The organism is Ruegeria sp. CF3, from assembly GCF_056537365.1.
In genome coordinates, this window is the sequence record NZ_JBQFRK010000004.1 from 62497 (window position 1) to 88690 (window position 26194).

25 protein-coding genes are annotated in these 26194 nt (G+C 56.0%); 7 read left to right on the forward strand and 18 right to left on the reverse strand.

Translation table 11 applies throughout. The features are described 5' to 3' along the window. The first annotated feature begins 50 nt into the window (after positions 1 to 50). The 3 genes from ACR0KC_RS14750 to ACR0KC_RS14760 all read left to right on the forward strand — a co-directional run bounded on the left by ACR0KC_RS14750 (position 51) and on the right by ACR0KC_RS14760 (position 3106). Positions 51 to 1070 carry an IS110 family RNA-guided transposase gene (locus tag ACR0KC_RS14750; RefSeq protein ID WP_480597418.1) on the forward strand — a complete coding sequence of 340 codons (1020 nt, stop codon included), beginning with the start codon at positions 51 to 53 and terminating at the stop codon, positions 1068 to 1070. A gap of 500 nt (positions 1071 to 1570) precedes the next feature. Beyond that, the gene (locus tag ACR0KC_RS14755; RefSeq protein WP_480551716.1) at positions 1571 to 1996 is read left to right on the forward strand and encodes a lipocalin-like domain-containing protein; all 426 of its coding nucleotides are present in this window, start codon (positions 1571 to 1573) and stop codon (positions 1994 to 1996) included. Positions 1997 to 2206: 210 nt separating this feature from the next. Next, entirely contained in the window at positions 2207 to 3106 is a 900-nt protein-coding gene (locus ACR0KC_RS14760; protein WP_480791242.1) for a haloalkane dehalogenase, read from the forward strand. A gap of 337 nt (positions 3107 to 3443) precedes the next feature. On the opposite strand, the gene ACR0KC_RS14765 is transcribed toward ACR0KC_RS14760, so the two are convergent. Genes ACR0KC_RS14765 through ACR0KC_RS14775 form a run of 3 tightly spaced genes read right to left on the reverse strand, consistent with a single transcriptional unit; the run spans position 3444 to position 4977 of the window. Beyond that, complete coding sequence (locus ACR0KC_RS14765; protein ID WP_480791241.1) at positions 3444 to 4085, reverse strand: LysE family translocator; 642 nt, start codon at positions 4083 to 4085, stop codon at positions 3444 to 3446. After that, complete coding sequence (locus ACR0KC_RS14770) at positions 4085 to 4588, reverse strand: anthrone oxygenase family protein (protein WP_480791240.1); 504 nt, start codon at positions 4586 to 4588, stop codon at positions 4085 to 4087. Before ACR0KC_RS14770 ends, ACR0KC_RS14765 begins: the two co-directional genes overlap by 1 nt. Further along, the gene (locus ACR0KC_RS14775) at positions 4588 to 4977 is read right to left on the reverse strand and encodes a hypothetical protein (RefSeq protein WP_480791239.1); all 390 of its coding nucleotides are present in this window, start codon (positions 4975 to 4977) and stop codon (positions 4588 to 4590) included. The genes ACR0KC_RS14770 and ACR0KC_RS14775 overlap by 1 nt, the downstream gene beginning before the upstream one ends. 86 nt (positions 4978 to 5063) lie before the next feature. Between ACR0KC_RS14775 and ACR0KC_RS14780 the strand changes: the two genes are divergently transcribed. From ACR0KC_RS14780 to ACR0KC_RS14795, 4 genes are all read left to right on the forward strand, one after another. Beyond that, a complete protein-coding gene (locus ACR0KC_RS14780; protein WP_480791238.1) occupies positions 5064 to 5687 on the forward strand; it encodes a TetR/AcrR family transcriptional regulator in 624 nt (207 codons plus the stop codon). Continuing rightward, positions 5680 to 5982, forward strand: a complete 303-nt coding sequence (locus ACR0KC_RS14785) for a chorismate mutase (protein WP_480791237.1) — start codon at positions 5680 to 5682, stop codon at positions 5980 to 5982. Before ACR0KC_RS14780 ends, ACR0KC_RS14785 begins: the two co-directional genes overlap by 8 nt. A 43-nt stretch (positions 5983 to 6025) precedes the next feature. Continuing rightward, positions 6026 to 6418: a hypothetical protein gene (locus ACR0KC_RS14790; RefSeq protein WP_480791236.1), complete on the forward strand. Its 393-nt coding sequence runs from the start codon at positions 6026 to 6028 to the stop codon at positions 6416 to 6418. A 288-nt stretch (positions 6419 to 6706) separates the two neighbouring features. Continuing rightward, positions 6707 to 7339, forward strand: coding sequence for a tyrosine-type recombinase/integrase (locus tag ACR0KC_RS14795; protein ID WP_480791235.1), 633 nt, complete (start codon positions 6707 to 6709; stop codon positions 7337 to 7339). A 155-nt stretch (positions 7340 to 7494) separates the two neighbouring features. Here ACR0KC_RS14795 and ACR0KC_RS14800 read toward each other — a convergent pair whose 3' ends face one another. The 15 genes from ACR0KC_RS14800 to ACR0KC_RS14870 form a co-directional block, all read right to left on the reverse strand. Continuing rightward, on the reverse strand, positions 7495 to 9549 hold the full coding sequence (locus tag ACR0KC_RS14800) for an adenylate/guanylate cyclase domain-containing protein (protein ID WP_480791234.1): 2055 nt from the start codon (positions 9547 to 9549) through the stop codon (positions 7495 to 7497). A gap of 9 nt (positions 9550 to 9558) precedes the next feature. Next, positions 9559 to 10587: a type 2 periplasmic-binding domain-containing protein gene (locus ACR0KC_RS14805; protein WP_480791233.1), complete on the reverse strand. Its 1029-nt coding sequence runs from the start codon at positions 10585 to 10587 to the stop codon at positions 9559 to 9561. Positions 10588 to 11087: 500 nt separating this feature from the next. Continuing rightward, a complete protein-coding gene (locus tag ACR0KC_RS14810; protein WP_480791232.1) occupies positions 11088 to 12869 on the reverse strand; it encodes a thiamine pyrophosphate-binding protein in 1782 nt (593 codons plus the stop codon). Continuing rightward, positions 12869 to 14278 carry an aldehyde dehydrogenase family protein gene (locus ACR0KC_RS14815; protein WP_480791231.1) on the reverse strand — a complete coding sequence of 470 codons (1410 nt, stop codon included), beginning with the start codon at positions 14276 to 14278 and terminating at the stop codon, positions 12869 to 12871. Before ACR0KC_RS14815 ends, ACR0KC_RS14810 begins: the two co-directional genes overlap by 1 nt. Then, positions 14259 to 15173, reverse strand: a complete 915-nt coding sequence (locus ACR0KC_RS14820) for a sugar phosphate isomerase/epimerase family protein (protein WP_480791230.1) — start codon at positions 15171 to 15173, stop codon at positions 14259 to 14261. The genes ACR0KC_RS14815 and ACR0KC_RS14820 overlap by 20 nt, the downstream gene beginning before the upstream one ends. 154 nt (positions 15174 to 15327) lie before the next feature. Continuing rightward, entirely contained in the window at positions 15328 to 16518 is a 1191-nt protein-coding gene (locus ACR0KC_RS14825; protein ID WP_480791229.1) for a Gfo/Idh/MocA family protein, read from the reverse strand. Beyond that, on the reverse strand, positions 16511 to 17185 hold the full coding sequence (locus tag ACR0KC_RS14830; RefSeq protein WP_480791228.1) for a hypothetical protein: 675 nt from the start codon (positions 17183 to 17185) through the stop codon (positions 16511 to 16513). Before ACR0KC_RS14830 ends, ACR0KC_RS14825 begins: the two co-directional genes overlap by 8 nt. Further along, the gene (locus ACR0KC_RS14835; RefSeq protein ID WP_480791227.1) at positions 17175 to 18362 is read right to left on the reverse strand and encodes a Gfo/Idh/MocA family protein; all 1188 of its coding nucleotides are present in this window, start codon (positions 18360 to 18362) and stop codon (positions 17175 to 17177) included. The genes ACR0KC_RS14830 and ACR0KC_RS14835 overlap by 11 nt, the downstream gene beginning before the upstream one ends. After that, positions 18352 to 19167 carry a citryl-CoA lyase gene (locus ACR0KC_RS14840; protein WP_480791226.1) on the reverse strand — a complete coding sequence of 272 codons (816 nt, stop codon included), beginning with the start codon at positions 19165 to 19167 and terminating at the stop codon, positions 18352 to 18354. The genes ACR0KC_RS14835 and ACR0KC_RS14840 overlap by 11 nt, the downstream gene beginning before the upstream one ends. Then, complete coding sequence (locus ACR0KC_RS14845; protein WP_480791225.1) at positions 19164 to 20036, reverse strand: shikimate dehydrogenase; 873 nt, start codon at positions 20034 to 20036, stop codon at positions 19164 to 19166. The genes ACR0KC_RS14840 and ACR0KC_RS14845 overlap by 4 nt, the downstream gene beginning before the upstream one ends. A gap of 1 nt (position 20037) precedes the next feature. Next, complete coding sequence (locus ACR0KC_RS14850) at positions 20038 to 21924, reverse strand: bifunctional sugar phosphate isomerase/epimerase/4-hydroxyphenylpyruvate dioxygenase family protein (RefSeq protein ID WP_480791224.1); 1887 nt, start codon at positions 21922 to 21924, stop codon at positions 20038 to 20040. Next, complete coding sequence (locus ACR0KC_RS14855) at positions 21924 to 23219, reverse strand: TRAP transporter large permease (RefSeq protein WP_321250826.1); 1296 nt, start codon at positions 23217 to 23219, stop codon at positions 21924 to 21926. Before ACR0KC_RS14855 ends, ACR0KC_RS14850 begins: the two co-directional genes overlap by 1 nt. Further along, the gene (locus ACR0KC_RS14860) at positions 23216 to 23791 is read right to left on the reverse strand and encodes a TRAP transporter small permease (protein ID WP_425078736.1); all 576 of its coding nucleotides are present in this window, start codon (positions 23789 to 23791) and stop codon (positions 23216 to 23218) included. The genes ACR0KC_RS14855 and ACR0KC_RS14860 overlap by 4 nt, the downstream gene beginning before the upstream one ends. Before the next feature lie 30 nt (positions 23792 to 23821). Further along, entirely contained in the window at positions 23822 to 24832 is a 1011-nt protein-coding gene (gene dctP, locus ACR0KC_RS14865) for a TRAP transporter substrate-binding protein DctP (protein WP_425078737.1), read from the reverse strand. Positions 24833 to 24910: 78 nt separating this feature from the next. Next, positions 24911 to 26149 carry a Gfo/Idh/MocA family protein gene (locus ACR0KC_RS14870; protein WP_480791223.1) on the reverse strand — a complete coding sequence of 413 codons (1239 nt, stop codon included), beginning with the start codon at positions 26147 to 26149 and terminating at the stop codon, positions 24911 to 24913. Positions 26150 to 26194 lie beyond the last annotated feature (45 nt).

Here is a 26194-nt window from a genome sequence, read left to right on the forward strand (position 1 = left end):
GAATGTGCCAAAGTGCAGTTGTCATCGACTGCTAGGAAAGGAGCCACCCAATGACAGTAAAGACCGTGGGCCTGGATCTGGCCAAGGATGTTTTTCAAGTTCACGGCATTTCAGAGAACGGCCGAGTGATTTTCAACAAAGCCATCAAACGCGCAAAGCTGCTCCGCTTCTTTGAGACGCTTCCACCCTGCAGGGTCGGGATGGAAGCCTGCGGCTCGTCTCATCACTGGGGTCGCCAGCTGCGCAATTTGGGGCACGACGTGAAGCTCATGCCCGCCGGATACGTCAAACCCTACGTGAAGCGCGGCAAGAATGACGCCGTTGATGCTGAGGCGATCTGTGAAGCGGTCCGTCGACCAACCATGCGATTTGTCGAGATCAAGACGGAAGAGCAGCAAGCCATTCTCTCAATCCACCGGACTCGAGATCTGGCCGTCCGGCAGCGCACCCAACTGGCCAACATGATCCGCAGCCTTTTGCGTGAGTTTGGGCATATCTTGCCCATTGGGATCGAAGCAGTGACGGCTTTTGCAAAGCGTCACCTTGATGGCGACCATCCAGAAATGCCGGAGATCGCCAACGGCATGCTCGGTATCCAGTGCTATCAGTTACTCGGCCTGAACGAACGCATCGCTGGCTATTCTAAGATGATCCAGCAACATGCCCTTCTGAATTCAGATGCGCGTAGATTGATGCGTATGCCTGGCATCGGCCCGATCACGGCTTCAGCGATTGTCGCAACAATCGGCGATGCAAAACAGTTCCGGACCGGGCGCGATCTGGCGGCCTGGCTCGGACTGACCCCACTCAACAAATCCAGCGGTGGCAAGGAACGTCTGGGCAAGATCACCAAGCAGGGTGATCGCTACATTCGCAAATTGTTGGTCGTCGGTATGACATCGCGTGCCGTCATGGCGAAACGTTCGCCAGAAAAGGTCGATCTTTGGACCGCGAAGATCATCGCAGACAAGCCTTTCCGTCTGGCGACGACCGCCATGGCCAACAAGGCCGCTCGGGCCATCTGGGCGATGCTCACGAAGAAACAGGAATACCGGCAGCCTGCGGTCTAACCCGCCGACTGCCCACGAGATGCAAGACGTTGAAGTGATGATGCGGAATTAAGTCAACCAAGAGCAAGGAAACTCCGGGAATGGCAGCGACCCTCAGAGGTCGATAACCCGATTGGAACCTCGCTTGCGGAACTCATCAAGGCCAGTGGAACATCACCACACAAACAGGCCGGACAGACGAAGGTACTGACAAAACGACCGCAAAACCACGAGAAAACGCTTGCAATGCAGGAGCCACCCACAGATGCCGTTGGCCAAGTGATCAAGATCCCGCGTTCGCAGCCCGCTTTGCGGTCATTCGCTGCAAGTGCGAACTCCCGGCTCTGTCGAACTCACACATCGCGGGCGATACGGCCATTCTGGATTGAGCCATTCAATTAACCAGGTGTCCAGAGACGGCATCGAATTTTAGCTTGAGTGAACAAGCAGGGCTTTATTGCGTCTGCGTCCTCGCGAGTTGTACCATGATTTAGAATGAACAATCGCTCGCAGGAGGCGCCGTGGCAAACGCAAGTGACTTGATCGGATCTTGGAAGATGGACGCTTGGACACGCACTTCGGTCGAGACTGGGGAGACGACCGACGCCTTGGGGCCAGCGCCAATCGGGTACATCGCATATCATGCTGATGGTCGAATGATGGCCACCGTCTTTCGCCGCGATCGACCCATGCCGGGCAAAGACGACTGGTCTATGAAGCAGAAGGCGCAGATGTTCGATGACATGCTCGCCTACGTTGCATCTTACACGCTAGAAGAGGATCGCGTCATTCACCATGTAGACGGCTCATGGAACCCAAAATGGGCTGGCGATGTGTCTCGTCCGTTCAAGCTAGCGGGGGACAGGTTGGTGATTAGCGGTGCCCCCGGCATCGACCCAAGGACAGGTGAAAAAGTAGTCTACCGAATGGAATTCACCAAGGTTTAAACCTGCCCTGAGGTGTTCGATACCCAAGACACCGGGCCGGTCAATCGCAACAGGCCCAACGAACGTCAACCACTGAACATGGCCGAGTTTCGCGCCTTGCCACGTCAATGCTTGGATCGCAGACATATTGGTCGTTGGATCGTCACAGCATGCTGGTGAAAACCTTAGTAGACATGATGGTATAACATGAAGAGGTGAGGAGTTCTGTAGTTGGACTATTTGAGAACATCGGATGATCGTTTCGTGAACCTGCCCGGTTATGCATATGCCGCGAATTACGTGGATGACCTGCCGGGTTATGAAGGTCTTCGGGTGCATTATGTGGATGAAGGCGCAGACGATGCATGCCGAACGTTCTTGTGCCTGCCAGGAGAGCCAACTTGGGCCTACCTGTATCGTCGCATGATACCCATTTTTTCGAACTCTGGTGCGCGGGTGGTTGTGCCCGACTGGTTGGGATTTGGCAGGTCTGACAAACCTACCAACGACGCGATCTATACCTTTGATTTTCACCGAAGGATGATGCTTGCCTTCGTAGAGAAACTGGATCTTCAGAACATCACCTTGGTTGTGCAAGACTGGGGCGGCATCCTGGGACTGACATTGCCTATGGATCAACGCGACCGGTATTCCCGATTGATCGTCATGAATACGGCAATCCCGATCGGAGACGATCTCGGAAAAGGTTTCAAAAGCTGGAAAGGTTATGTGGCAAGCCGGCCCGACTTGGATTGCAGCGCATTGATGAAACGGGCCTGTCCACATCTAACTGAGTCAGAAGCGCAAGCCTATGAAGCGCCGTTCCCAGACCAACGCTACAAGGCAGGCGTTCGTCGCTTTCCACAAATGGTGATGATTGAGCCAGGGATGGACGGTATCGACACAGCAAAGCGTGCCAGAAAGTTCTGGCAATCTGAATGGGACGGAGAAAGCTTCATGGCAATCGGAGCGAAGGATCCGGTTCTGGGCGTCCCAGTGATGAACCAGCTGCGCCAGATTATCCAAGGCTGTCCGGAACCGATGATTATGGAAGAGGCTGGGCATTTTGTGCAAGAGTGGGGCGAGCCGATAGCGCAGATGGCACTTATGCACTTCGGTGACAGTGGCTGAGCAAAAGTCGACTGACGCTGCCCTGATAGTTTGCTTTGGGTCTACTTCGTACTCCATTCCAGACCTCGGTGTTGTTGCAGCACAGGCCCCTGCCCCGCTGTCAACTGATTACGCGGACGGCCCATAAGAGACATTCACCACCCACCTCTAATTCTGCGGCTGCAGCCCGCATAGTCACCATTCGCTGCGAGCGCGAAAACGGGGGCAGGTCGAACTCACAGTCAGAGGGACGAAGTGAGCTTTCGCTGCGAATGTGCCAAGGTCCGCTTCAGCAACCGGGGCTGGTCAAAAACGAATGTTCTTGGCTTCTAACCTTCTAGATTGGTGTTGCTGAGAGCTACACATCGGCGCGCTTCAAAAAGGTCAACGCAAGACCCAATGCGACAAGAAGGCTGCCGCATACCCTGTCGATCCAGAGCGCCCCGCGATTGCTGAGAAACTGAACTGCTTTTGCGCCCAGGCCCGCGTAGGCGGCCATGACGATCACATCGACCGCAATGAAGACCAGTGCCAGCATTGCATACTGCTGAAACATTGGCTCTGTCGGTATGAGGAATTGCGGCAGGAACGCCGTGAAGAACAGGTAGCCCTTGGGGTTTGTGACTGCGACAAGAAAGCTCTTCCTGAAAACTGCCGTGTTGTTGTGAAGCACACCCGTTTTCTTTTTTTCGGAAGGATTTTCGACGGGTCCCAACTGGCCGGATGATCGCATCATTTGTACGCCCAGCCAGACTAGGTAAGCGACGCCAATCCATTTGACGACGCTGAACAGGAGGGCCGAGGCAGCTAGGATAGCACCCAATCCCAACCCCGCCGCCGCGATGAGAACGGCGTCTGAGATCGCCGCACCAGCGATACCGTACCCAGCCACAGCGATGCCGAACCGCGATCCATTGGACAAGGCAAGCAGGACAGTTGGGCCGGGCGTCATGACGACAACCAGCGCCAGAAGGGCGAATGTCAGAAGTGAAATTTCCATTACGCGGTGTCCTGCTGAATCAGATAGATGGCCAGGCCGGTCAGAAAGAGTGACACTCCGCTGACTACGGTTCTCAGGGTGTTCCAGAATTGCCAAGAGGATGAATAGTCGTGCCAGATGCCGCGTGCCGCCTCGGCGTCAGTTGGAACAACCACCTCTGCCTGCGCCTCGTTCATCGGAACGTTGACTGTGGCCGTGACAAAGAAAGCTCCCACAACGTATACCCCTGCAGCCGCTCCAAATAGCACGGCAGATTGCCTTTGTAATTGGGTCGTGGCGACATATGATGTTGCCGCCAGTATGAGAGGCGTCAGGAAGAATGCCGGGAAGAAGATTGGGTTTCTGACCGATGCATTCATCGCCTGCATGGCAGTGATCGCGACACGTGGCTCTGTGGTGTCCAACCCCCACATGGTTGAACAGACCCAGGCATAGAAAAACCCGAAGATTGCGCCGATGCTCAAGAGCGAGAGCATGGACATGGGCAAAAGCAACCGAGCCATCAGACTTGATCCGCAACGGTTTCCTGTTGTGGGCGAGCCACTTTCACAACCGACGCAAAGATGACCAGCGCAGCGAACTGGCCAAGCAGAACCGCCGGGTAGATCAGGCCGAATTGTGCGTCGAAGTATTTCTGCGGCCCGAAGGAAACCAGGGCCATGAGCGCGGCGAGAACGCTCAAAATGCGTCCCGCCCGACTGCCTAGCGGTTGCACGATGATCGCTGCCAGTGCGACAGACATCGCGGCTCCAAGAAACGGAGCAATGCCAAACAAGGGCGTGGCGACAGGCGGGTGAGGCCTGATCCCGGCATACAGAGCAGAAAGCATGATCCCCTGTAAAAGGATGAGTGTTGCCAGGGCGGCGATGACATGACGATTTGATTGTTCCATTTGCTTCTCCAAGGCGTAACTGAGATTACGGTTGCACATATCCGTAATGATGGTTACGGTATCTGTCAACAGGCAGGAGAGTGATTTTGCGAGAAGAGAAACGATCCTTGCGCCAGCAACAGATCGAGGCGGCTGCCTACGAGGTGCTGGAGGCCAAAGGGTATGGAGGTACGTCGATGCAGGGCATCGCCAAACAGGCGCGCGCCTCAAATGAGACCCTTTACAACTGGTATGGTGATAAACAGGGGCTGTTCCGTGCCCTCGTCACGCGCAACGCCGAAGAAGTGAAGTCCCACCTGGAAGCCGAACTGCAAACCGACCACGACGCGCTTTCGATTCTGGGAACCCTGGGTCCGAAGCTTCTAAATCTGCTGACCGGTGATCGTGCCGTTGCCCTCAACCGGGCCGCAGCCGCCGACAGCAGCGGTGAGCTTGGCGCGACGCTTTCAAGGGCCGGGCGCGAAGCTGTATTTCCATTGCTCGAACAGGTGCTGCTTCGGGCGCGGCAGGAAGGCCACCTTCGCTTTGAGCATTCCGGAGCAGCCGTGGGCCTCTATCTTGACCTGTTGATCGGTGATCAGCAAATCCGGCGCGTGATAGGACGGCTCCCGGCTCCGACAGACGAGTTCTGCAAGGCTCGCTCGCAAAGGGCTGTAACCCGCCTTCGCCAACTGCTTGGCAGCCAACCATACGGAGATAGCAATGAGTGAACGACGACCGCCCGAAGCTTGTAAGACTATGGCTGAGCTTCGCGTTCAGATCGACGCCATCGATATCGAGCTGATTACTCTTCTCGCCAACCGCAGCGGCTACATCGACCGCGCTGTTGATCTGAAGAAGATCGAGGGGCTGCCTGCAAGGACAACAGATCGGGTGACCGAAGTTTTGAATAAAGTCAGCGCAACGGCCACGCAAAATGGGCTGGACCCTGAACTTGTGCGCAAGCTTTGGTCAGAACTGATCGAATGGTCGATCCAGAGGGAAATCCGGGAGCTTGGGGAATAATGCCATTCGGAAATACCAAAGGCGCTGTTGGTGAGGCGGACCTATGAAACTCATCCGCGATATCAGAAACGCGGGGATTTTTCACAAGGCGGCGAAGTCAATGCAAGCAGGGGATTATTCGGCCGTTCTTGACCGTTTGGAAGGGTTCCAAGCGCAACCATATTTCATGGCCAAGGCGGAGCTGTTTCGCGCAATGGCGCGGCATCGGCAGAACCGCTTCGCTGATGCAGTCCACCACTATGACAATTTTCTGAAGAGCCATCTTGCGGACATGCCGCAAAAGGACCGTGTCTATGTAGAAGAGTATGCGAAATTCTTCAGAAGCCGTGCACAAGCGAGAATTGATCCGTCAACACCGTTGTATTCATCTCTTGACGAGTTGAGAAAGCTTGCCGCCTCGGCACCATTCCTCACCAGAGCTGAATTCAATTATTGAACTCCCGGCAGGAGCCGACGGGGATGAATGAAGCTGACCTTCGACTAAATGTGCCAATAACGTTCGTTTTTGTCACAGGCATCGCTGTCGCCTAAACCTTTAAAAGATACGATTGATTTGACACGTTTTTGGCCGCGACTCCATCACCGGACATTCGCCATCTTGCAGCAATTTGGTAGGTCAGGGCTCGGAGCGGCCAATTTCTGCGTCAGCACCAATCCATGATAGGTTGCCCTGTCAACGTCGGGTTGGCGTTGTGGAAGGGCGTGGTGGATTGGAGGAACCACCATGCAAATACCAAACTTTCCTGCCATTCGAACCCGCCGCCCCGTTTGGAACAAGGGACGCATTATAGGTCAGAAACGCCCGCTTATGCCCAAACATGTCTGGGCGATCCGAGTGCGCCTGGAAATTGCCGAGAAGCATCGCGATCTGGCGCTGTTTAACCTGGCGATCGACAGCAAACTAAGCGGGTGCGATCTGGTCAAACTGAAGGTCGCGGATGTCTACGCCGCTGGTCAGGTTAAGGAACGCGCCTCAATCATTCAGAACAAAACACAGAAACCTGTCCGTTTTGAGATCACCGAGGGCACACGAAAATCGCTGCTGTGCTGGATGGAACAACCGCTGATGACCGGATCGGAGTACCTCTGGCCTGGGCGTTTCCACGAACGGCTACACATTTCCACGCGACAATACGCGCGCCTGGTTCGGGATTGGGTGAAATCGATCGGTCTGCAGCCGAGTGCGTTCGGAACACATTCGATGCGCCGGACCAAGGTCGCGCAAATCTACCGAAAGACAGGAAATCTGCGAGCGGTACAACTTCTGCTTGGTCACACCAAGATGGACAGCACCGTCCGGTACCTTGGCGTCGAATTGGAGGATGCGTTGGCGATCGCAGAGGCGGTGGAAATCTGAAGGCTTGGGCCGTCTTCATGGACGGCCCATAGCGGACACCCACCTGATCCGGTTGTGCCGTGACACAGAGTCAGCCTTACTGACATTCGTGAGCCTAACAGAATCCTACATATGGCAATGTTGGCAAGTTCAGGATTGAACCGCCATTTAGACGATCAATCGTGATTGCTGTTTCCGCCAAGATTCGAGCGTCTTGCCGGCTGATTGGGCTTGTCTGCGGATTCGGCTTGTCGGATCGATGCCCTCTGAGTGCTCGGTTCCAGAAGTTTCAGCGCTCGTCTGAGGCGTTTCGCAGTGGCGTCACGCTCTTTTTCCGACATAGCAGCGATGTCGATTTCCAGTTCGAAATGTGGATGCCGCTCGCACAGGTGCGGTGTTGCCCGACCAAGCCCTTCCTGTTCATCAAGAACACGATATATCGCCACAGGATAGGCGATCCCTTTGACGTCGGTTTCGCCCCGCGGCGCGCATGCAACCTGATCCTGAACGAGTGCAAACGTCTCGTAGGAGATCAAGATCTCGCCCGGTGCGGCCATGGTTTCCAGGCGCGAGGCAATGTTCACCGCACCACCGACGATCGTGTAGTCCAACCTGTCTTCGCTTCCGAAATTTCCGACCGTGCAGTATCCGGAGTGAATACCCATCCTTACCTGCAATGGTCTTTCAAGGCCTGCCTTTCGCCATTGATACTGGAGTTCCTTCATGCGGTGGCGCATTTCAATGGCCATCCGAACGCAGGCAAGGGCATCCGCCTTGATGCCGCGCGTTTCCGGATCCCCAAAAAAAACGAGGATGGCATCGCCTACATACTTGTCGATCGTCGCACCGTGCCGCAGAGCGATCTGGGACATTTCCGTAAGGTAGTGGTTCAGAAGCTGCGTCAGTTCCTCGGACTCCAACCGGTCGGCAGTTTCCGTGAACCCCACGATGTCGGAAAAGAAGATCGTGAGTTTCTTTTGGCTGCTGGCAAGCTTGACTTCCTGTTTGCCCGTGAAGATCGAGTCATAGACCTGGGGTGACAGGTACTTGGCCAACTGGCTGGCGAGGGCCTCCAATGCTGTGGTCTTTGCGGCCAGCTCGGTTTCGCGTTGATCAATAACTTCCATGTAGTGCGCCATCGCGCCTGAAATTTCACCAATCTCGTCGGGTCGGTCATCGGATAACCCATGCCGGCGGTCTTTTGCGTAGCGCCCAAGGGCTTCTCTGAGTTTTTCGAGGCGCAGGAAAACGCGATGCCTGAGAATCCAAGCCATGATGAGTGATCCAGCCAAAAGAATCACGACCACTCCCATAATCGCCAATAGCGTGACGCGCGTTGTATGCGCGACCAGCTGAATCTGTGCCTCCAGTTCTTTGCTGGTACGCCAGAATTCGTTGTTGGCACTGCCGAGCAACCGGTTCGCTGTCAGCGAGCTTTCCTCGACCAGCGCCTTGATCTGGAAGGCGTTCGATAGGTGTGATGCCTTGGTTTCAAGGACATTCTGCCGGGTTGCTTGCCAACTCTTGACCAGGTCGCTTGCGGCATCACCCTGGTTTTCGCCATTTTGGCCAGCGTTCAAGTCTTCTATGTGACGTGCCAATGCCTGCACGCTGGCGTCCGCAGATTGTCTGTTCCGGGACCGTCTTGCGCGCTCCGGGTCATTCAGCAGCAAGTTGATCTCGGATACCGCGCGCGCGGCCAGTTCAAGGGTTGAGGGGGGCGCCCTTGGCTTCTGGCTTTGCAGCTCGGTGAGAATCCGCCTAAACCGTACGGCATGCGCCTCAAGCTCGCGGCGAATGCCAATCTGGTTGGCAACGGCATTCACCAGATGATCCAGATTTGCCGTCAGCATGTCGGCGCTCGATCTAAGTGTAGTGACCCGGTCGGGATCACCGCTCAGATTCTCCAACTCGTCTATCAGCGCCGTTTGCGACACCTGTTTGTCATGAATACGGGCAACAAGCGTATCAAATTCCGAACGGGTCGGGGCCTGAATTAGCAACGGCGCGATGGAACTCGTCGCAGAAGCATCTTGAGACAATTGCGAGAGGCTGATCAACACCGGTAGCGACCGGTTGCGCAGGGCGTCGAGTTCCCCACGAATCTCGAAAAGGCGGAGTGTGATTAGGACAAGCCCCAACCCGATCAGTACCGCAATACCAGCCAGCACCGCGAACAGCAGTGTCGAAACGCGCTGCCGAACGCCAATCCGTGTGGAAAGCACGGCCACCGGAAAGGCCTATCGATAAGGCGGGCTGATCATCAGGCCGCCGTCGCGCCAAAGCCGGTTGAGCCCGCGATCCATTTTCATCGGGCTGCCCTGACCAAGGTACCTGTCGAAAATCTCGCCGTAGTTGCCGGCCTCGGAAATTACGTTTCGCGCCCAGTCGGGTTCCAATCCGGAAACTGCTATTCCTTCAATCTGTTCGAGCCCGAGCAAGCGCCGGATTTCGGGATCCGTGCTTTCCAAGTGCGAAGCAAGGTTGGACTGGGTTATCCCCTTTTCTTCCGCCAAAATAGTCGCGAAGATCGCCCATCGAACGATGTTGGCCCACACCATATCGCGCGTGGAGACGTAGGCGACCAGTGGTTCCTTGGAAATGGTTTCTTCGTGCAAGACGTAGTTGTCGGGGTCGTCGAACGCGGAACTTTTCATTGTTGCGATGGCAAAACGATCGGTGGTCAGCAGATCACAACGACGGGCGAGGAACGCGTCGTTGCGGCCCTGCGAGGATTCGAAGGACAACACGGTCCAACTCAGACCGTGCTGAGCGATGTAGTCCTCAAGATTGCCGATGGTTGTCGTCGCACGGGATACGCAGACGGACGCGTTGTGCACGTCTTGCAGAGGGCCATTGATGGTTCCACGGTGCGAAATGAACCCCTGACCATCGTAAAATAGGACGGCAGCAGGTGTCAGTCCAAGCGCGAAATCACGAGAAAACGTCCACGTAACATTCGAGACGTATATGTCGACTTCACCTTCGGCGACGCTTTTCAGCCCGGCCCGTATCAGGGCAGGCGACATCTGAACTGCATTGCGGTTGCCCAAGACGGCCAGGGCCGCAATCCTGCAAAACTCCGGGAAAAACCCTTCATAGCCGTCCGAACCGATGCGTGTGTCGCCGACCAGCCTATTACCGATCGCGCATTTCACGAAGCCTCGTTCGCGAACCGATTCAAGCACGCTTTGATCCGAACGGGCCAAACCGACATTCAAGAAAACGAAAAACAACGCAGCTGTTGTCAGGGCGACAAATGAACTCATCGGTCCCTCCCTCTGTGAAAGGCATTCTATCACGATAGAACAGGATTTCGAGGGAGCAGGAAGCGACCTGCCTGTCTGCGGCGCGGCTATTGCTGGTGAGGCCACTCGCAGACTCGACTTGCGGCAGACCCGGGCAGAGCCCCGCAATCTTTCCGCTTGAATGTCAGCTGTCCAGCTTTCGGCCTTCCCGGTTCGCGGCAGCGGCAAAAGTCGGTAACGGCCCTAAGCTGCCGTTGGCCGCCTGTTGGTGATGCTGCGACGCATCCCGTCGAACCTGCCATTCGCTGAGGGAGCGAAAACTTGAACGCTAAGAACGCACATACTTCGGTGTTACCGCAATTTGACATTATCTCACGTGCTTCGGTGAAAGTAACTCACCAACAAAAAAGTTCAGACACATAACAACGAAGACTGCGCCGCGACGAAGCTGTTGATATTTGCTCGAACACGGATGAGCATTGACACAATAAACTGGGCGCGTTTGAACGCGCCCAGTTTCGTCAAGTCGCGACGTGAGATACCTCTTTGTCCGGCGAGTATATATCCAAGATGTTCCAATGTCCGGTCGTTGGTGTTGGGTTGTTGATCATTGGCACATCGAGCACGGTTGGCTTGCCACCGGCGATTGCCGCTTCTAATGCGGGCAACAGTTCGTCGGCAGTGCTGAGTCTGTGCCCTTCCGCGCCGTAGGCTCGCGCTATGTCGGCATAGCCCGGTCCGTTTGCGGGTGCGGCGGCTGATCCGGGGAACGTGGTTCCATAGGTCAGACCGTAATGCGCTTTTTGAAGGCCGGCAATAGTTCCGAAGGCGTTGTTGTTCATAACCAGCCAGATGATGCCCAGATCAAGTTCGACCGCCGTTGCCAGCATTGACGGGTTCTGACCGAAACCGCCATCGCCAACCAGACTGATCACCACGCGATCCGGCGCTGCCAGTTTCGCACCGATCGCTCCTGGCGGACCAAAACCCATCGTAGCGAACCCGCCCGGGGTCAGGATTGAACCCGGCGTCAAAATGTCGAACTGTTGCCCGACACCGTTCTTGTTCCACCCAACGTCCGTGGTGATGATGGCATCCTCGGGCAGTGCCTTGCGGGTATCTGCCAGAATACGCTCGGGCATCATCGGAAAGGCCGATGAGGTCGCCATTTCCACGTTGCGCGCTTTGAAGTCCGTCCGGAAGCCAGCGATCTTCTGCTCCAGCGTGGGGCGCTTGAAGCCGTCCGGATACATCTCGCGGGCGACCCGGTTGAGGACGCGCAATGCGGCCTTGGCGTCAGCAACGACTCCGATCTCGGTGGGATAGTTCCGACCGATCTCCTGCGGCTCAATGTCGATATGAATGACCTTCGATCCGGGAATGTTGAACGTGTAGCCAGGGTACCAACTTGAACAATCAGCCTCTTTGAACCGAGTGCCCACGGCAAAGATGTAGTCCGCGTTCAAGCAGGACTGGTTGACCAATTCGGTGCCCCAGAACCCGGTCATTCCCAGCACAAGCGGATGGTCGTCTCGCAACGCACCTTTACCCATCAGGGAATGCGCGACTGGCAGGCCCATATGTTCGACAAATTCTCGCAACTCCTCGCTGGCTTGTGCCAGAAGAATACCACCCCCGACATAAGCGACTGGATTTTCGGCTTTAGCCAACGCTTCGACAATCTCTCTCGCTGTCTCGCCGTCAATCGATGGTTTCTTGAGCGCGCGCGTGTTGTCGCGGATACGGTCGAAACTGTCCGAGGGGATCACCTCTGAAAAGATATCCATGGGGACATTGACCAGTACCGGCCCGGGCTGGCCGCTTTCAGCGAGATGAAACGCCTTTTCCAGAATCTCGGCCATTAAATCTGCGCGGTCGACCCGCCAGGCGCGTTTTACGAAGGGTCGATAGATCTCCCACTGGGCGGCGTCTGCATGGAGGTTCACTTCCTGATGTGGATGTTTGCCGTAGTAATGCGTAGGAATATCACCCGCGATCACGACCATCGGGATACAGTCCAGTGCGGCGTTGGCGACCCCGGTGGCGCAATTGGTCAGCCCCGGGGAGAGATGGGACAGCACCACCGAGGCCTTGCCCGTCACGCGGGCATAAGCGTCCGCCGCGTGGCTGGCGATCTGTTCATGCCGCACGGTGACGAAATCGATGGGGCTTTCCGCCAGCGCGGCCAGAACCGCTATATTCGTGTGGCCGCACAGACCGAACACATGTTTGACCTCACGACGCTCCAGGAAATCGACGATGTGCTCAGCAACGGTTTTACCTTCCAATTTCGCTCCGTCCATCACGCGACCTCCTGTCCGTAGAACTCACCGAACAGGTCCGGCTCCGAGGGGCGATCCTCGGGGATCGGACGGCTGACCCAGGTGTAGTTCATCATATGTTTCATGGTGACGTTTTCATTGGTGATGTTGCCGCCCCAGATGCCGCAACCCAGACTGCTGGTCATGGGCATGCCATTGGTCCAAGCACCCGCATTGGCCTTGGACTGAGGCTGTCGTACCATCATACGGCTGACCGGAGCCAGACGTGCCAACCGATCAATATGATCGTCGTTGTGACTGTAGATGCCGCAGGAATGGCCCTTGCCTCCAGTGTTGTAGATCTGGCTGACCGTTTCCAACGCGTCATCGAACGTGTCGAAGTGATAAAGCGCCATAAGCGTGGTCAGTTTTTCCTTGGAGAACTTGTGCTGTGGTCCGATTTGCCCCTGATTTTCAACCATCAGGAATTTGCGATCTTCGGGGATGCTAAAACCGGCGACCTTGGCCGTTTGCTGCGGCGGACAGGCGATGGTCGGAAACGTACGGTTTCCCTTTTCGTCCCACATGGCCGCTTCGAGCAAGGCCTTCTCTTCATCCGAACACAGGTAGCCGCCCTCGGCTTGAAGCGCCTTGACCATATCGTGGTAAACTGAGCGCTGGATGATGATGTTGCCGTCGGCCGAGCAGCCCGAACCAAAGTCGGAGGTCTTTGAAATTCGAGTGTTCTGCGCGGCGATGTCCAGATCGGCGGTTTCATCGATGACGATGGACGAATTGCCCGCGCCAACACCATAGGCCGGGCGCCCAGAACTGTAGGCCGCTTTGACCATCGGCTTGCCACCCGTTGCGAGAGTCAGGTCACAAATCTCCATGAGGTGCTGTGTTAACGGGATCGATGGTTTGCGGATCGACTGGAATAGGTCTTCGGGGGCACCGGCGGCACGGCAGGCTGCGCGCATGACCTCGACCATCTCAAAGGTGGTATGGGCGGTTCGCGGGTGCGGGCTGAAGATGACCGCATTCCGGGCGTTCGCAGCGGACACGCCGGTCACCGGTGGCGTCATCGCAGGGTTGGTCATGGGAATCAGGGATGCGATCACACCAGCAGGTTTGGCGTATTTCACGAGCCCCTTTTCTTCGTCGACTTCGACGATCCCCGTCGAGGGCGTGCGCAGAACATCACGTAGCACCATGTGAATCTTGAATCGCTTCGCAGGGCGCCCTTCGCGATCTCCGATACCGCTTTCGTCCACGCCTTGCTGGGCCAGACGCGTGAAGGTCTTCTCGTTCCCAGCATACCACGCAATTGCCTGAGACAGGCGGTCCAGCCTGTCCTGATCCCAATCCTCGATCTCGGCCATAGCAGCGCGGGCGCGTGCCAGCATATCGGCCGCCATGTTGCGGTCGTTTTCAGTGAGCTCTTTGCCCATGATGATCCTCTTGGTGTTTTAGAATTGCAGCATCGGGCACACGACGCTGTGACCGCGCCTCGCCGAATGTTCGCTTGGCGTGGCAGAGACAGCGACGCGCGTGTTCTTCATATCCCAACTCGGCAACACGGCTTTGGTTGGGCAGTTCAATGGAGTAGTCGACGGGCGGCATCCGTTCGATGATGCCGGTGAAGTCAATCCAGCCTTCGCCGGGATAGAGCCGCGCATCGCGGGCCAGCTGGATCATGCCCTCACGCGTATCGGCGATGCCGGGCAGGCAGTCGGAGATATGCAGGAAGTGAAACAGGTCCGAAGGGACGTGCAACAGCTCTCCCAGATCAACGCGGCTGAGGTGCAAATAAAGCGTATCGACCAGAATTCCGCCATTCGGCTGATCGGAGGCACGGACAATATCCAATGCCTCATCCAGAGTGCGCAGGCGAGAAAAACTTGGGAACTCCAGGTCCACTGTTAGCCCGTAGGGCGCGGCCAGTTCGCAGGTTTCAGAATAGACGTCGATCAGGAAGTCACGATCATCGCGGGTATTGGTCCACGCGCTCATGATCATGCGTTTAGCGCCCAATTCCCCCCCGATCTCAAGAGAAGGCTCAAAACTGCGCGGATCGACATCTTCGGTGATGCGCGCAAGCTCGACATCAAGAACTTTCAAGCCGGTGGTAGTGAGAGCAGTTTTGGTGGCCTGCACCTGTGCCTTGTCGATCGGGGATTGAGTAAATTCACCGGTCACATGCATCGGAATGAACCGGGGGCTGACGGCATCGTACCCGGCCCGCGCGGCGATATAGACCAGCTCGGGCGGCGTACAGCCAATCAGCGTCAGATGCGCCAAGGAATAGAGAGAGGGGCTTGCGCCAGTCTCTTCGGGTTTCGCCATGAATGACAGCTCCACGTGTCTGCGAATCTCAATTTCATCACATGTAGTAAAAAATATCTGATATTTTGTAAAATATCAACTTTTAATAATGAGCTGGAAATCAAAGGGCCCGGGCAACGGCCCGAGCGTGTTTTACATTCGTGTTGGCAGAGCCTTAGAGAGTGACCCAGTCCCCTCCGGACAGGTGAGAACGCACAGAGGCATCTATGAATCGGACGCCGTCTGCGCCTTGATTGACACTGGGATAAGTAAGCCAATCATCCGGAACGGCAACGCGATCCCGGCGCGCGGCTACGGCCATGGCAAATTCTGTATAGAGGTTGGCCCAGGCTTCAATCATCCCTTCGGGAAAGCCGCGCGCGGTACGGATCAGACGTTCCGCACCGGGTCCGATACCATGCCCTTGACCTCGGCTGATGATACGATCCGGCTCACCGAACCGATTGAACTTCAGCTGTTCCGAATTCTCCAGGTCCCATTCGAGACCTCCTTCGCTCCCGAATATCCGCAACCTCAACCCACCCCGATTTCCGGGGGCAAGGCGCGTTGCCATCAAGGTTCCGGGGACTTCATTTTGGTAACGGGTGAACATGAACACCGTGTCTTCCAAAGGCTTTGGCGCGCCGCAAACATGGAACTCGGCCCTCAGGTCGGTCATCGGCAGGCCCGAGACAAAACTGGCGAGGTGCGCGGCATGGGTGCCGATATCGCCGACACAACTGGTCGGACCAGAGATCTTTGGGTCCAGCCGCCATTTGACGTGGGGCGCATCAGCCACATCATCGGGCGTCATCCAGTCTTGCATGAACTCGACATGGATCTGGTTGATTTTACCGACACCGCCTTCCGCCACGATTTGTTTGGCCTGACGGATTACTGGAAAACACGACATCGCATAGCCGACAGCAAAGACCTGCCCCGTGTGCGCGGTTGCCTTTTCCAGCCCTTCGGCCTCGGCGACTTCGTTCGTCAGTGGCTTATCGCACAGCACGTCAATGCCCGCCTCCAGAAACGCCTTGGCCGCCTCAAAGTGTACGTGGTTCGGAGTGGTGATCATGACGGCATCCACGCCATCCGGACGCGCCGCCTCGGCCTGCGCCATATCGTCGAACGACGCATAGCACCTGTCTGCTGGCAGGAACCACTCGGCCCCGCGTGCTTTGCTGCGCTCGGCATCTGAACTGAGCGCGCCTGCGGCGACCTCCCATCGGTCGCTCATCCTCGCCGCCATCGCTTGCGTGACAGAGATACGTCCTCCGCCAACAACGCCCAGCCGCAAACGGCGAGACAACCGGGGGAAAGGGCCGTCAAAGTTCAGGTCTTCGGGTAAAAGTCTCTCAGCCATTCTGAACCTTCATTTCCGGGACCCGTACGCCTTTTGGCAGCATTTCTACCGCCATGAAGATGCTGGGGGTAATCGTCTCGTATTGATGCCAGGGATAGTTGCCTTCAGCGTCATACATCGGCTTGTGCGTCGTGCCGGGGGCCATGAATTCTTCGAGGTAAAGGGTTTCAACGTCCCGTTCGCGGCATTGCTGCATTTTGCCAAAGCCTACGATTTGCGTATGCACTTCGCGAAACCCCGGTACCGGGCAGAACGGATGATCCTTATGCAACCCGACATTCAATGGGACCGAACCGGAATGGTACATGGTCAGTCCAACGTTACCCACGAAGACCTTTGGCGACATGTAGTGGCTGACACCGCGCAGACGCTCCTCTTGGCGAACATCAAAAGCAGATGGCCATGTATCTTTCACCCATGCGAACAACTCGTTGTCATCGGCATGGGCGTCGAAACCGTGGACAATGACGGCACGTTCCACGCCGCTAAGCGTGCTGTCTTGCACGATCACAGAGGAAAGCGGCGCAATGGTCTGATCCTCGACAGAGAGATTTCGCCCCCCAAGGTTAAGGACGATGGCGCGACCCTCGATAGAAATTCTGCGCTCGTCAGTTATGTGCTGGACGCGAAAGAATGGCTGAGCAAAGTCGAGTGTCTCAATCGGCATGAACCAATTCCTTCCTCTCATCATTAAGGAAATCGACCGGCAGAGGCGCGGGCGCTTCGCACCAGCTTTCTATTGTCTGATACGCTCCGAATTTTGGCGCCCGCTCAATCGCGTCCATGACCTCGAAAACGTGGTAGGCAAGCGCTCCACTTGCACGGGGTTGGCGTCCTTCTTGCGCCGCCAGAGCCAGATCCAAAAGGCCGAGCCCGCGACTGTCTTCATTGAACCCGTGCTTGTTTTCGACTACCTGCCAGTCTTCGCGACCAGTTGGACGAGGCTGATGAGACCAGCGCGAGGTGTCCCGCGTCTTCAGCCAGACATCCCCCTGAAAGATGTTAGCTCCATGAACCGGGTCAGGGTCAGGGATGCTGATGGTTCCGTTTTCACCATAGATCTCGAACCGTGGGGTTTCGCTGTCCCAAATGTCGAAGCTCATGGTCATCGACCCTATAGCTCCGGATGAGAACTGAAGCAGGCTTAGGGAGTGCGTGTCGACCTCGACATCCATCCATTCGCCATTGCGAGGGCCATTTTCGATCATCCTTTTGTCGAACGTGCGCCGAGCCATTCCGGCGACCCGGTCAATTTGCCCAAGGCAAAAAATCATGGCGGTTAGGTAATAGGGGCCAAGGTCCAGTAAGGGTCCGCCGCCGGCCTGGTAGTAGAAATCCGGGTTGGGATGGTGGCGCTCCGTCCCGTGGGTCCCGGCATGGGCAAAAACCCCTGTTGGTTTCCCGATAACGCCTTCATCGATCAAGCGCCGAACGGTTTGCCAACGACCGCCCAGAAACGTGTCGGGTGCGCAACCGACCAGCAACCCCTTTTCAGAGGCCATGTGCAGGATCGCCTTGCCATCCGTTCGATTCATAACCAACGGCTTCTCGGAATAGACGTGCTTGCCCGCCTCCAACGCGCGCAAACTGATTTCCGCATGCGCCGCCGGAATTGTCAGATTCAGAACGCAGTCAATCGTCGGATCGTCAAACACTTCATCTGGAGTGCAAGCCTTGGCGACACCGTATTGATCCGCTTTGGCGCGGCTTTCCGAAGGATCAAGGCTTGCACAAGCCACGACTTCGACGTTTGAGAATTTGGATAGTGTCTTTAGATAAATATCGCTGATACGACCACAGCCAATAAGGCCGACCCGGAAGGATTTCGATGTCTCACGCGTCATCATTCCTGTCTTCGTAGAGGGGTAAGTAATTCGGGGGCATCGGCCCTTTGTTCCGCCCCCCCTGGTTCATCTGTTCCCAAGCGTGGGCGAGTATTCCAACCGAGCGGGACAGGCAGAACAGCCCCCGCGACAAGGGCGCAGGAAAGCCAAGTTCACAGAAGATCACAGCTGTCGCGCCGTCGATATTCATGGCAATTGGCCGACCGCTGCGTTGACGACCCAGTTCGGCTTGAACCTCTTCTCCGATATCGGCAAACCGGCCAGAAACTGTGCCTTCTGCCGCCGCATCTCGAACAAGTTGCATCAATCGTGGTGCGCGTGGATCGACGGGTTTGTGAAACCTGTGACCAAAGCCCGATACAATCTTGCCGTAGGTCTCGCGCCAACTGTCCAAGCCATCCCGAACAGCGTCATTCAGCGAAGCTCCTGCATCCATACGGACTGCGATATCATAGTACAGCTCTGCACACTGCTCGCCTGCCCCGCCGTGCACGTCGCCCAGCATGTTCACCGCGGTCGCCATCGCATTATTAAGACCTACCCCGCAGGTGGCGGCCATACGCGCAGCCGCAATCGAGGGGGCCTGCGGACCGTGATCCACGCCTGCGACCAAAGCAGCCTCGAACAGGCGCGCCTGTGCGTCGCTGGGCAGATCACCCCGCACCATCAGCCAGATCATCTGCGGGAAAGATACGTTCCCGATCAGGTCCTCTATGGCGTTGCCCCGAAAAGCGATCTGACCGGGCTTCATGTCGATGATGGAGGTACGCCACCATTGGCGGATAGCTTGCTCGTCGTTTGTCATACCGTTGCACCTCTAAACTCGCGCATGCGCTGCTGACGAAGTGAATCGAAAACGTTTTGAAGACGACTGATTGAGGCGGTGCAACCGGTGAAGATTTCAAAAGACGCTGCAGCCTGATGAACTGCCATTCCAGCACCATTCATCACTTTTAACCCAGTTGTGCGGGCGCTGCTCAGAAGGTGTGTCTCGAGCGGGAAATATACTATATCTGCCACCCAAGCGTCCGGCCGCAACAATGATGGATCAATTACCGACCCGGGGTACTTATCCATCCCGAGCGGTGTTGCATTGACCACTCCGTCCACAAATTTGACCCGTTCCAACGAAATTGAGGGGGAACCCTGAAGCTTTGCACAAGGGCGCAAGACCTTTAGTCGACTGACCAGCGCCTGCGCTCGGTGGAAGTCAGGATCGATGATCTCCAGATCTCGAACACCTGAATCAAGCAAAGCCAAAGAGACTGCACTGCCCGCGCCACCAGCACCAAACATGAGAACCGTTTCAGTCTTCGATGATCCCAAAAAATCTCCGAAGGCACTGTGGAAACCTATGTAATCGGTGTTGTGGCCAACCATTCGGTCGTCACAAAAAACCACCGCGTTGACAGCTTGAAGCTCCTCAGCAGTCTTGGAAAGCTCATCAAGATGATCAATGACCGACGCTTTGTAGGGGTGTGTCACGTTGACCGCCGCACAGCCTAATTCAACGGAATAATACAGTAAATCAGCGACCGACATTCCACGAAATGGCTCTTTTGCCGTGTCGATCCTACCGTAGCTCAGATCGATACCCTGCGCCCGGCCCTCCGCCTCGTGCATCTCAGGCGTCATGGAGCCAGAAATCCCTTGTCCGATTAGTGCGGCCTTCATATTAGGTTGTTCCTTCCGCCACGTGGTGTCGCGTTTGCGCCGCTAATCGAAACGCAGCGTTACGCGCGCCATAGCCGGCGTAACCAGTTCGGCGCTCAACAATTTCAAAGAAAAAGCCGTTAAAGATAGGGCGACTGTAGATCTGAAAGTACTCGGCACCCGCCGCCTGATCGTAGAGTATGTTATCCCTGCGCATTTGGGCGATCAGGTCTTCACTTAACCCGAATGTCGCTTGCAGATCAGCGTAGTAGTTTTCTGGGATGGACAGGCTGGGAAAACCGGACTTCCGCAATTGGGCTGAGGTTTCAAATATGTCGTCCGACTGGAAGGCGATGTGCTGAACACCGGCACCAAAACCGTCTTCAAGGAATGAAGCCGCCAGTGTTCGACGCCCAACTGCACCATTCAGGTTTAAACGCACTTCGCCCTCGGGGCTTTCGATGGCTTGGCTTTGCACAACACCTGACGGGTCGGCAACGTTCACGATCGGGGATTTTGCCATCTCAAAAGTCGAAATGTAGTAGAGCAACCAGCTTTGCATCTCATCGTGACGCATCGTCTGTGCCAGATGGTCGATACGGCGCAGACCGGCAGGCTGGGTCGCTTTGGTTTTGGCAACTGGCTCAAACTCAATGTCCCAAACTCGATGCAGATCGGATTTCTCATCTATGAAATGGACGACATTGCCGCCGACACCTCGGATGGCCGGGATGTCCAGTTCCCCTGTCCCCACCGGCTGGGAGAAATTCGGCGCGCCCAGCGCGGTCGCGCGCTGAACCGTCTGATCGGCGTCTTTTACGCGCAATCCCATGTCACAAACCGAGGGACCATGGCCCAGGAACGCCGAATGGGCAAAACCTTCCTTTTCGGTATTCACAACGATGTTTATCGCGCCCTGCCGCCACAGCTCGACGGACTTGGTGACGTGTTTTCGCTCCATTCGAAAACACATTGCTGACAGCATGTCTGCCAGCTGCGCGCCGCTTGTTTCATCCGCTGTAAATTCGACGAACTCAAAGCCTGACGCATAAACGCGTTCCGGCAGGTCCGGGATGCCGAAAACGGTTCCCGGCTCGGCCCGGGATACCTCATCCAGGAGATTCACCAGCGACCTGTAGCTGTCTCGGGCCAGTGTTCGGCCACCGGGTTGAGGAGCTGCTTCGTTGACGCGCGCAATGGACCAAGGCCCCTCGTACCCGGCGCGGGACAACACCCGTACGAAGCCCGCAAGGTTCAGCGACCCAAGCCCCGGCAGAAGCCCAAAGTGCCGTTTGAGCCGACGTATATCCATCTCAAGCCGGGGTGCATCGGACAGTTGCACATGGAACAGCCGCTCTCCAGGAATGTCCCGAAGGCGGGCTGGTTTGGACCCGTCGGCAAGCGAGAAGAAGGAATTCAAGGCCAACCCCAAATGAGGGCTGTCGATGGCTTCAACGACGCGTAACGCCTGCTCATCCGAGTGAACAAGATCCGACCATGGCAAGCCCATATAGGCCAGACGCAGCCCCATTGCCTTTGCTATCTCGGTCGCCTCGCCAAGATCTGCAATTACCTGTTCTTCGGTTGCTGCGGCATCAACCTCGAAAGCGGACCCGATTAGCAGCAAATCCGTGCCCAGCTCGTTCATCAGAGCAAGTTTGTGCTTCAGCCGATCAAAGGCGCGTTCCCGTCCACCGTCCGACTGGCCTTCAAGGTTATGGAAAGGTTGTAGCAGACAAATCTTCAGGCCGAAGTCCGATGCGATGTTCCGAATTTGTGACGGTGGCCCGTCAAAAGCGGTCAAATCCGGTTCGTGTAATTCGACGCCCCTGAACCCCGCTTCAGCGATAGCACTTAGTTTTTCGGCCAGATCACCGGGGATCGACGTTGTCGAAACCGAGAGGCACATTATCCCTGATACCCAAACATACGCGGCAACCACAGCACCAGATCCGGCATCAGCATCATGATCACCAAGGCGAAGATGAGAACCGCGAGGAAGGCCCAGATTTCCGAGATGATTTCACGCAGTGGAATGTCAGTCACGGCGTTGATCACAAAGAGCAGAATACCATAGGGCGGTGTGATCAGGCCGATCATCGAGTTCACAACGACCAGCACTCCGAAATGCACCAGGTCAATGCCAAGCGCTTCGCAGGTTGGAATGAACAGGGGCACGATCACCAGGATGATCGTCGTTGCGTCCAACACGCAACCCAGTGCGAGGATCAGCAGGTTTACGAGGATCAGGAATACAATCGGGCTGACATCCGAACCCTCCAACAGTGCCGAGATCGACTGTGGGATTTGCTCCTGAATAACAATGAAGTTCAGGATGAACGCGCCACCGATCACAACCCCAACGGCAGCGGAAGAGCGCGCGCTGTCGACGAACACTTGATAAAGGCCACGGAAGGTCAATGCGCGGTAGAACAACGCTGCCAGTAGCAGGGCGTAGAATGCAGCAACTGCTGCGGCCTCGGTCGGAGTGGTGACGCCGCCATATATACCGTACAGCAGGATTGCGGGCATCAGCAGTGCCGGGAACGCGTTGGCGGTTTTAGCCGGTAACTCGCGCAGCGGAACAGGTTCTTCCAATGCAAAGTTCCGCTTTCCGGCCAGATAGTAGTTCATTGCCATGAGGACGACGCCCATGATCAGGCCCGGCAGAATACCGGCCAGGAACAGCGACCCGATAGAGGCCTTGGAAACGAGCGCATACAGAACCATTGGGATCGAGGGCGGAATGATCGGGCCGATCGTCGCCGACGCCGCAGTGATTGCGGCAGCATAACCTCGGCTGTAGCGGCCATCCTTGGTCATCATTTCAATGATGATCTTGCCGATCCCCGCAGCGTCAGCGACGGCAGAACCGGACATGCCGGAAAAGATCAGCGATGCCACCACGTTGACGTGCCCGAGGCCGCCTTTGAAACGACCGACAGCAGCGACACAGAAGTTCAGCAGACGGTCCGTGATCGACCCCGCGTTCATGATATTGGCGGCGACGATGAACAAAGGCACAGCAAGCAGGATCGTGCTTTTGTAGAAGCCTTGCAGGATCTTCTCGCCCGCGAGGGCGACGTCCAGTCCGGCCGTGCCCAGATATACTAATGAGGCCAAGAGGATGGAATAGCCGATAGGAGTCCCGATGCCTGCTAAAACAAAGAGCGCGAGCAGGCAGGAAAGAAGTTCAAAGCTCATTTGTCTGCTTCCTCGTCGTCTTCACCGTCGACGCGGGGATGATCGTCAACCACGTTGTACCCAACGACCAGTTCCAGCTCGGTTTTAGGTGGGCCGTTGCGCATGATGTCAAAGAACAGCCATCCGTACCGCGCAGCCACGACCAACATGAACACTGCGTAAATCGAAAACACTGTGCGCAGCGGTATCTTCTCACCAGAGAACGGATTGCGCACGGTCGAGGTTTTGCGGATTTTCATCCAGTCGATGTAATCCCACGTCGGCAGGAAACTGTAGAGCATCCCGACCACGATCGCTGCGGCTGCGAGCATCGCAAAGACCTGGCGCACGCGCATCGGCACCGAAAGGTAGATGATGTCGAACTTCACATGGTCCCGCTCGCGCACGATGAAGGCGCAGCTGAAGAAAATCACCCAGACCCAAAGAATGCCGATCAATTCCAGCGTCCAACCGGCGGGGGTGAAGAAATACCGTAGAAGGATTTGAAGAAGGAAGATCAGGAAGATTGCCGCCAGCATCCCGCCGGCAATCGCTTCGGTCAGTCGGGAGAACCCCTTTATGAAGCCATTCATTGCGGTTCTCCCTCCCTTGTGTAGACGAACTTAGTTGCCCAGAGCGTTGATCTGCTCCAGAACACCGTCCGGCCATGATCCGGCGAATTCGCTTTCCAGATACATCGACTGTACCTGATCGCGGAACGCCGCGAGGTCGGGCTCGTAGACCTCCATGCCCTGCTCCTTGAGGAAGCTGACAAGGTCCTCTTCTTTCTGAAGCTGCTTCTGACGACCCGATTCAGCCGCTGCGTCTGCAGCCTCCTGAACCTTGGCTTGCTGTTCCGGTGTCAGCCCGTCCCAAACCTCTTTGCCGATGGCGATATAGTTCAGGTCGACCAGATGCGATGTCAGGACGATCTGATTGGTCACTTCATAGAATTTGGCGTCGACGACGGTCGGCAACGGGTTATCCTGACCGTCAACGGCACCGGTCGACAGCGCGGTATAGACTTCGGAGAAGGCCATTGGTGTCGGGGCGGCGCCCAGCGCTTTTCCGAGGAATTGCCACGCATCTGTACCCGGCATCCGCAGATTCACGCCTTCCAGATCGGCCGGAGTTGTGACCGTCAGCTCATCCTTGGGCTGGCGCAGGTTCACCTGACGACGACCCAGATACATGACCGACAGAAGTTTAACACCCAGTTCTTCTTCGGCTTTTTGCTTAAAGGCATCCATTAGGGGATCGTTGAAGACTGCCACCTGATGGGCGGCGTCCTGGTGGACATAGCCTGCGGTAAAGATCGAAAACTCGGGAAAGAACTGTGCCAGTTCCTGCGCCGAGGTGATCGACATTTCCAGGTTACCCCGGCTGATGGCGTCCAACTCAGTGCCCTGAGCGAAGATGGTACCGTTATAGCTGGGCTCATAACTTGCGAAATCGGCGACCATCGGCGCGAAAACTTCTGCCATAGCGACCGAGCGTTGGTCGGTCTCCGATCCTGATGTTGCGAGACGAAGTTGGACTTTGTCTTCAGCCAGCGCACCGCTTGTTGCGCCAAACAGAACACCGGTTGCAACAAGGGCTGATACAGCAGCCCGGCGGGTAAGTTTGGTAATCACTTTGCTCCTCCCTGAGACATCATGATGCATTTTTCCGATTCTGAGTTTTGACCTATTTTGGACATTTTGCAAGATTTTTTACAAAATATCAGATATTTTTTTGACCTGCATTCTCTGTTGTTGCATTTCCTGAAGGTTTCTTATTCTAACAACCTCGCCAGTCCTGCAGGAATTCTGTATGGCTTCAATGACTTGAAGCGTTCTGAAGCCTTCCCAGCCGGACACAATCGGATCTGCTTCGTGCCGAGCAACTTCAACAAAATGCCTGAGTTGATTGACCAGCGGGTCAGAGGAACCCTTCTTCAGCGCGGTTGACGAGATTGGAATCCACCAGTCCCTTTGCTCACTCTGGTAGCTCCATAACCGAAGATCGGGGATGGACAACGACCCATGAGAGCCACCGATCATGTAGCTACTCTCAGTGGTCGAAGGATAGATCGGATATTCCTGAGACGTCATCTCCCAGCTCCACGGAGCAACGATGCTGTCGGACACACTTATGGTGCCTATCGCACCGCTTTCAAACGTCAACAACGCGCCCGCGACATCTTCGTTGTCATAACCGCGTTGCGATGCAGCCGACTGAGCCTGTACGGTCACAACTTCTCCGGCCAAGTACCGCAGCAGATCCACATCGTGGACAAGATTGACCGAGATGGGCCCTGCACCAGGTTTCTTTCGCCAGGGCGCAGCGTCAAAATATTCATCGGGCTTATAAAACCAGCAATTCGCATGGACTGCGCGAACTTTTCCGATCTTGCCATCAGCAATCGCTTCTTTGGCTGACTTGATCAGAGGATTGTGCCGACGATGATGTCCGACCATCAGCGGCACATTGGCCCTCTCCGCTTCTTGGACAAGCTCCAGTGCAGCGGCGGCTTCCACGGCGATCGGTTTTTCGACAAGAACGGGACAACCATATCGAACACACGTGAGGCCTTGTTCAACATGAAGCGTGGTCGGCGTCGCAAGAACAGCTCCGTCCGGCGTCTGATTTGCAAACATTTCCTCGAGGGTCTCGTAACATGCCACCCCATGCTCAACGGCATAGGCGCGGCCTTCGTCGCTGGGATCAACCACCGCATCAAGATCAACATGACGCAACGCTCGGATAGCGTCTGCGTGGCGGCGTCCAACAAGGCCAATGCCGACAATGGCAATACGAAAGTTCTTAGACACTTTGCTTCCTTCTGGAGCGCCCGGAAAATCCCGAATCCAATATTTGCGACCGGGCTGCATTGCCCAACTTGGCCACGACAGTATTGGGGTTTCGCCGATTCCGCAATAATATATGACATTTTTATTTTTACCAGACATCGGTTTGGATTGCTGATGTCTGCGAAAAATGCTAATTCAACGAGG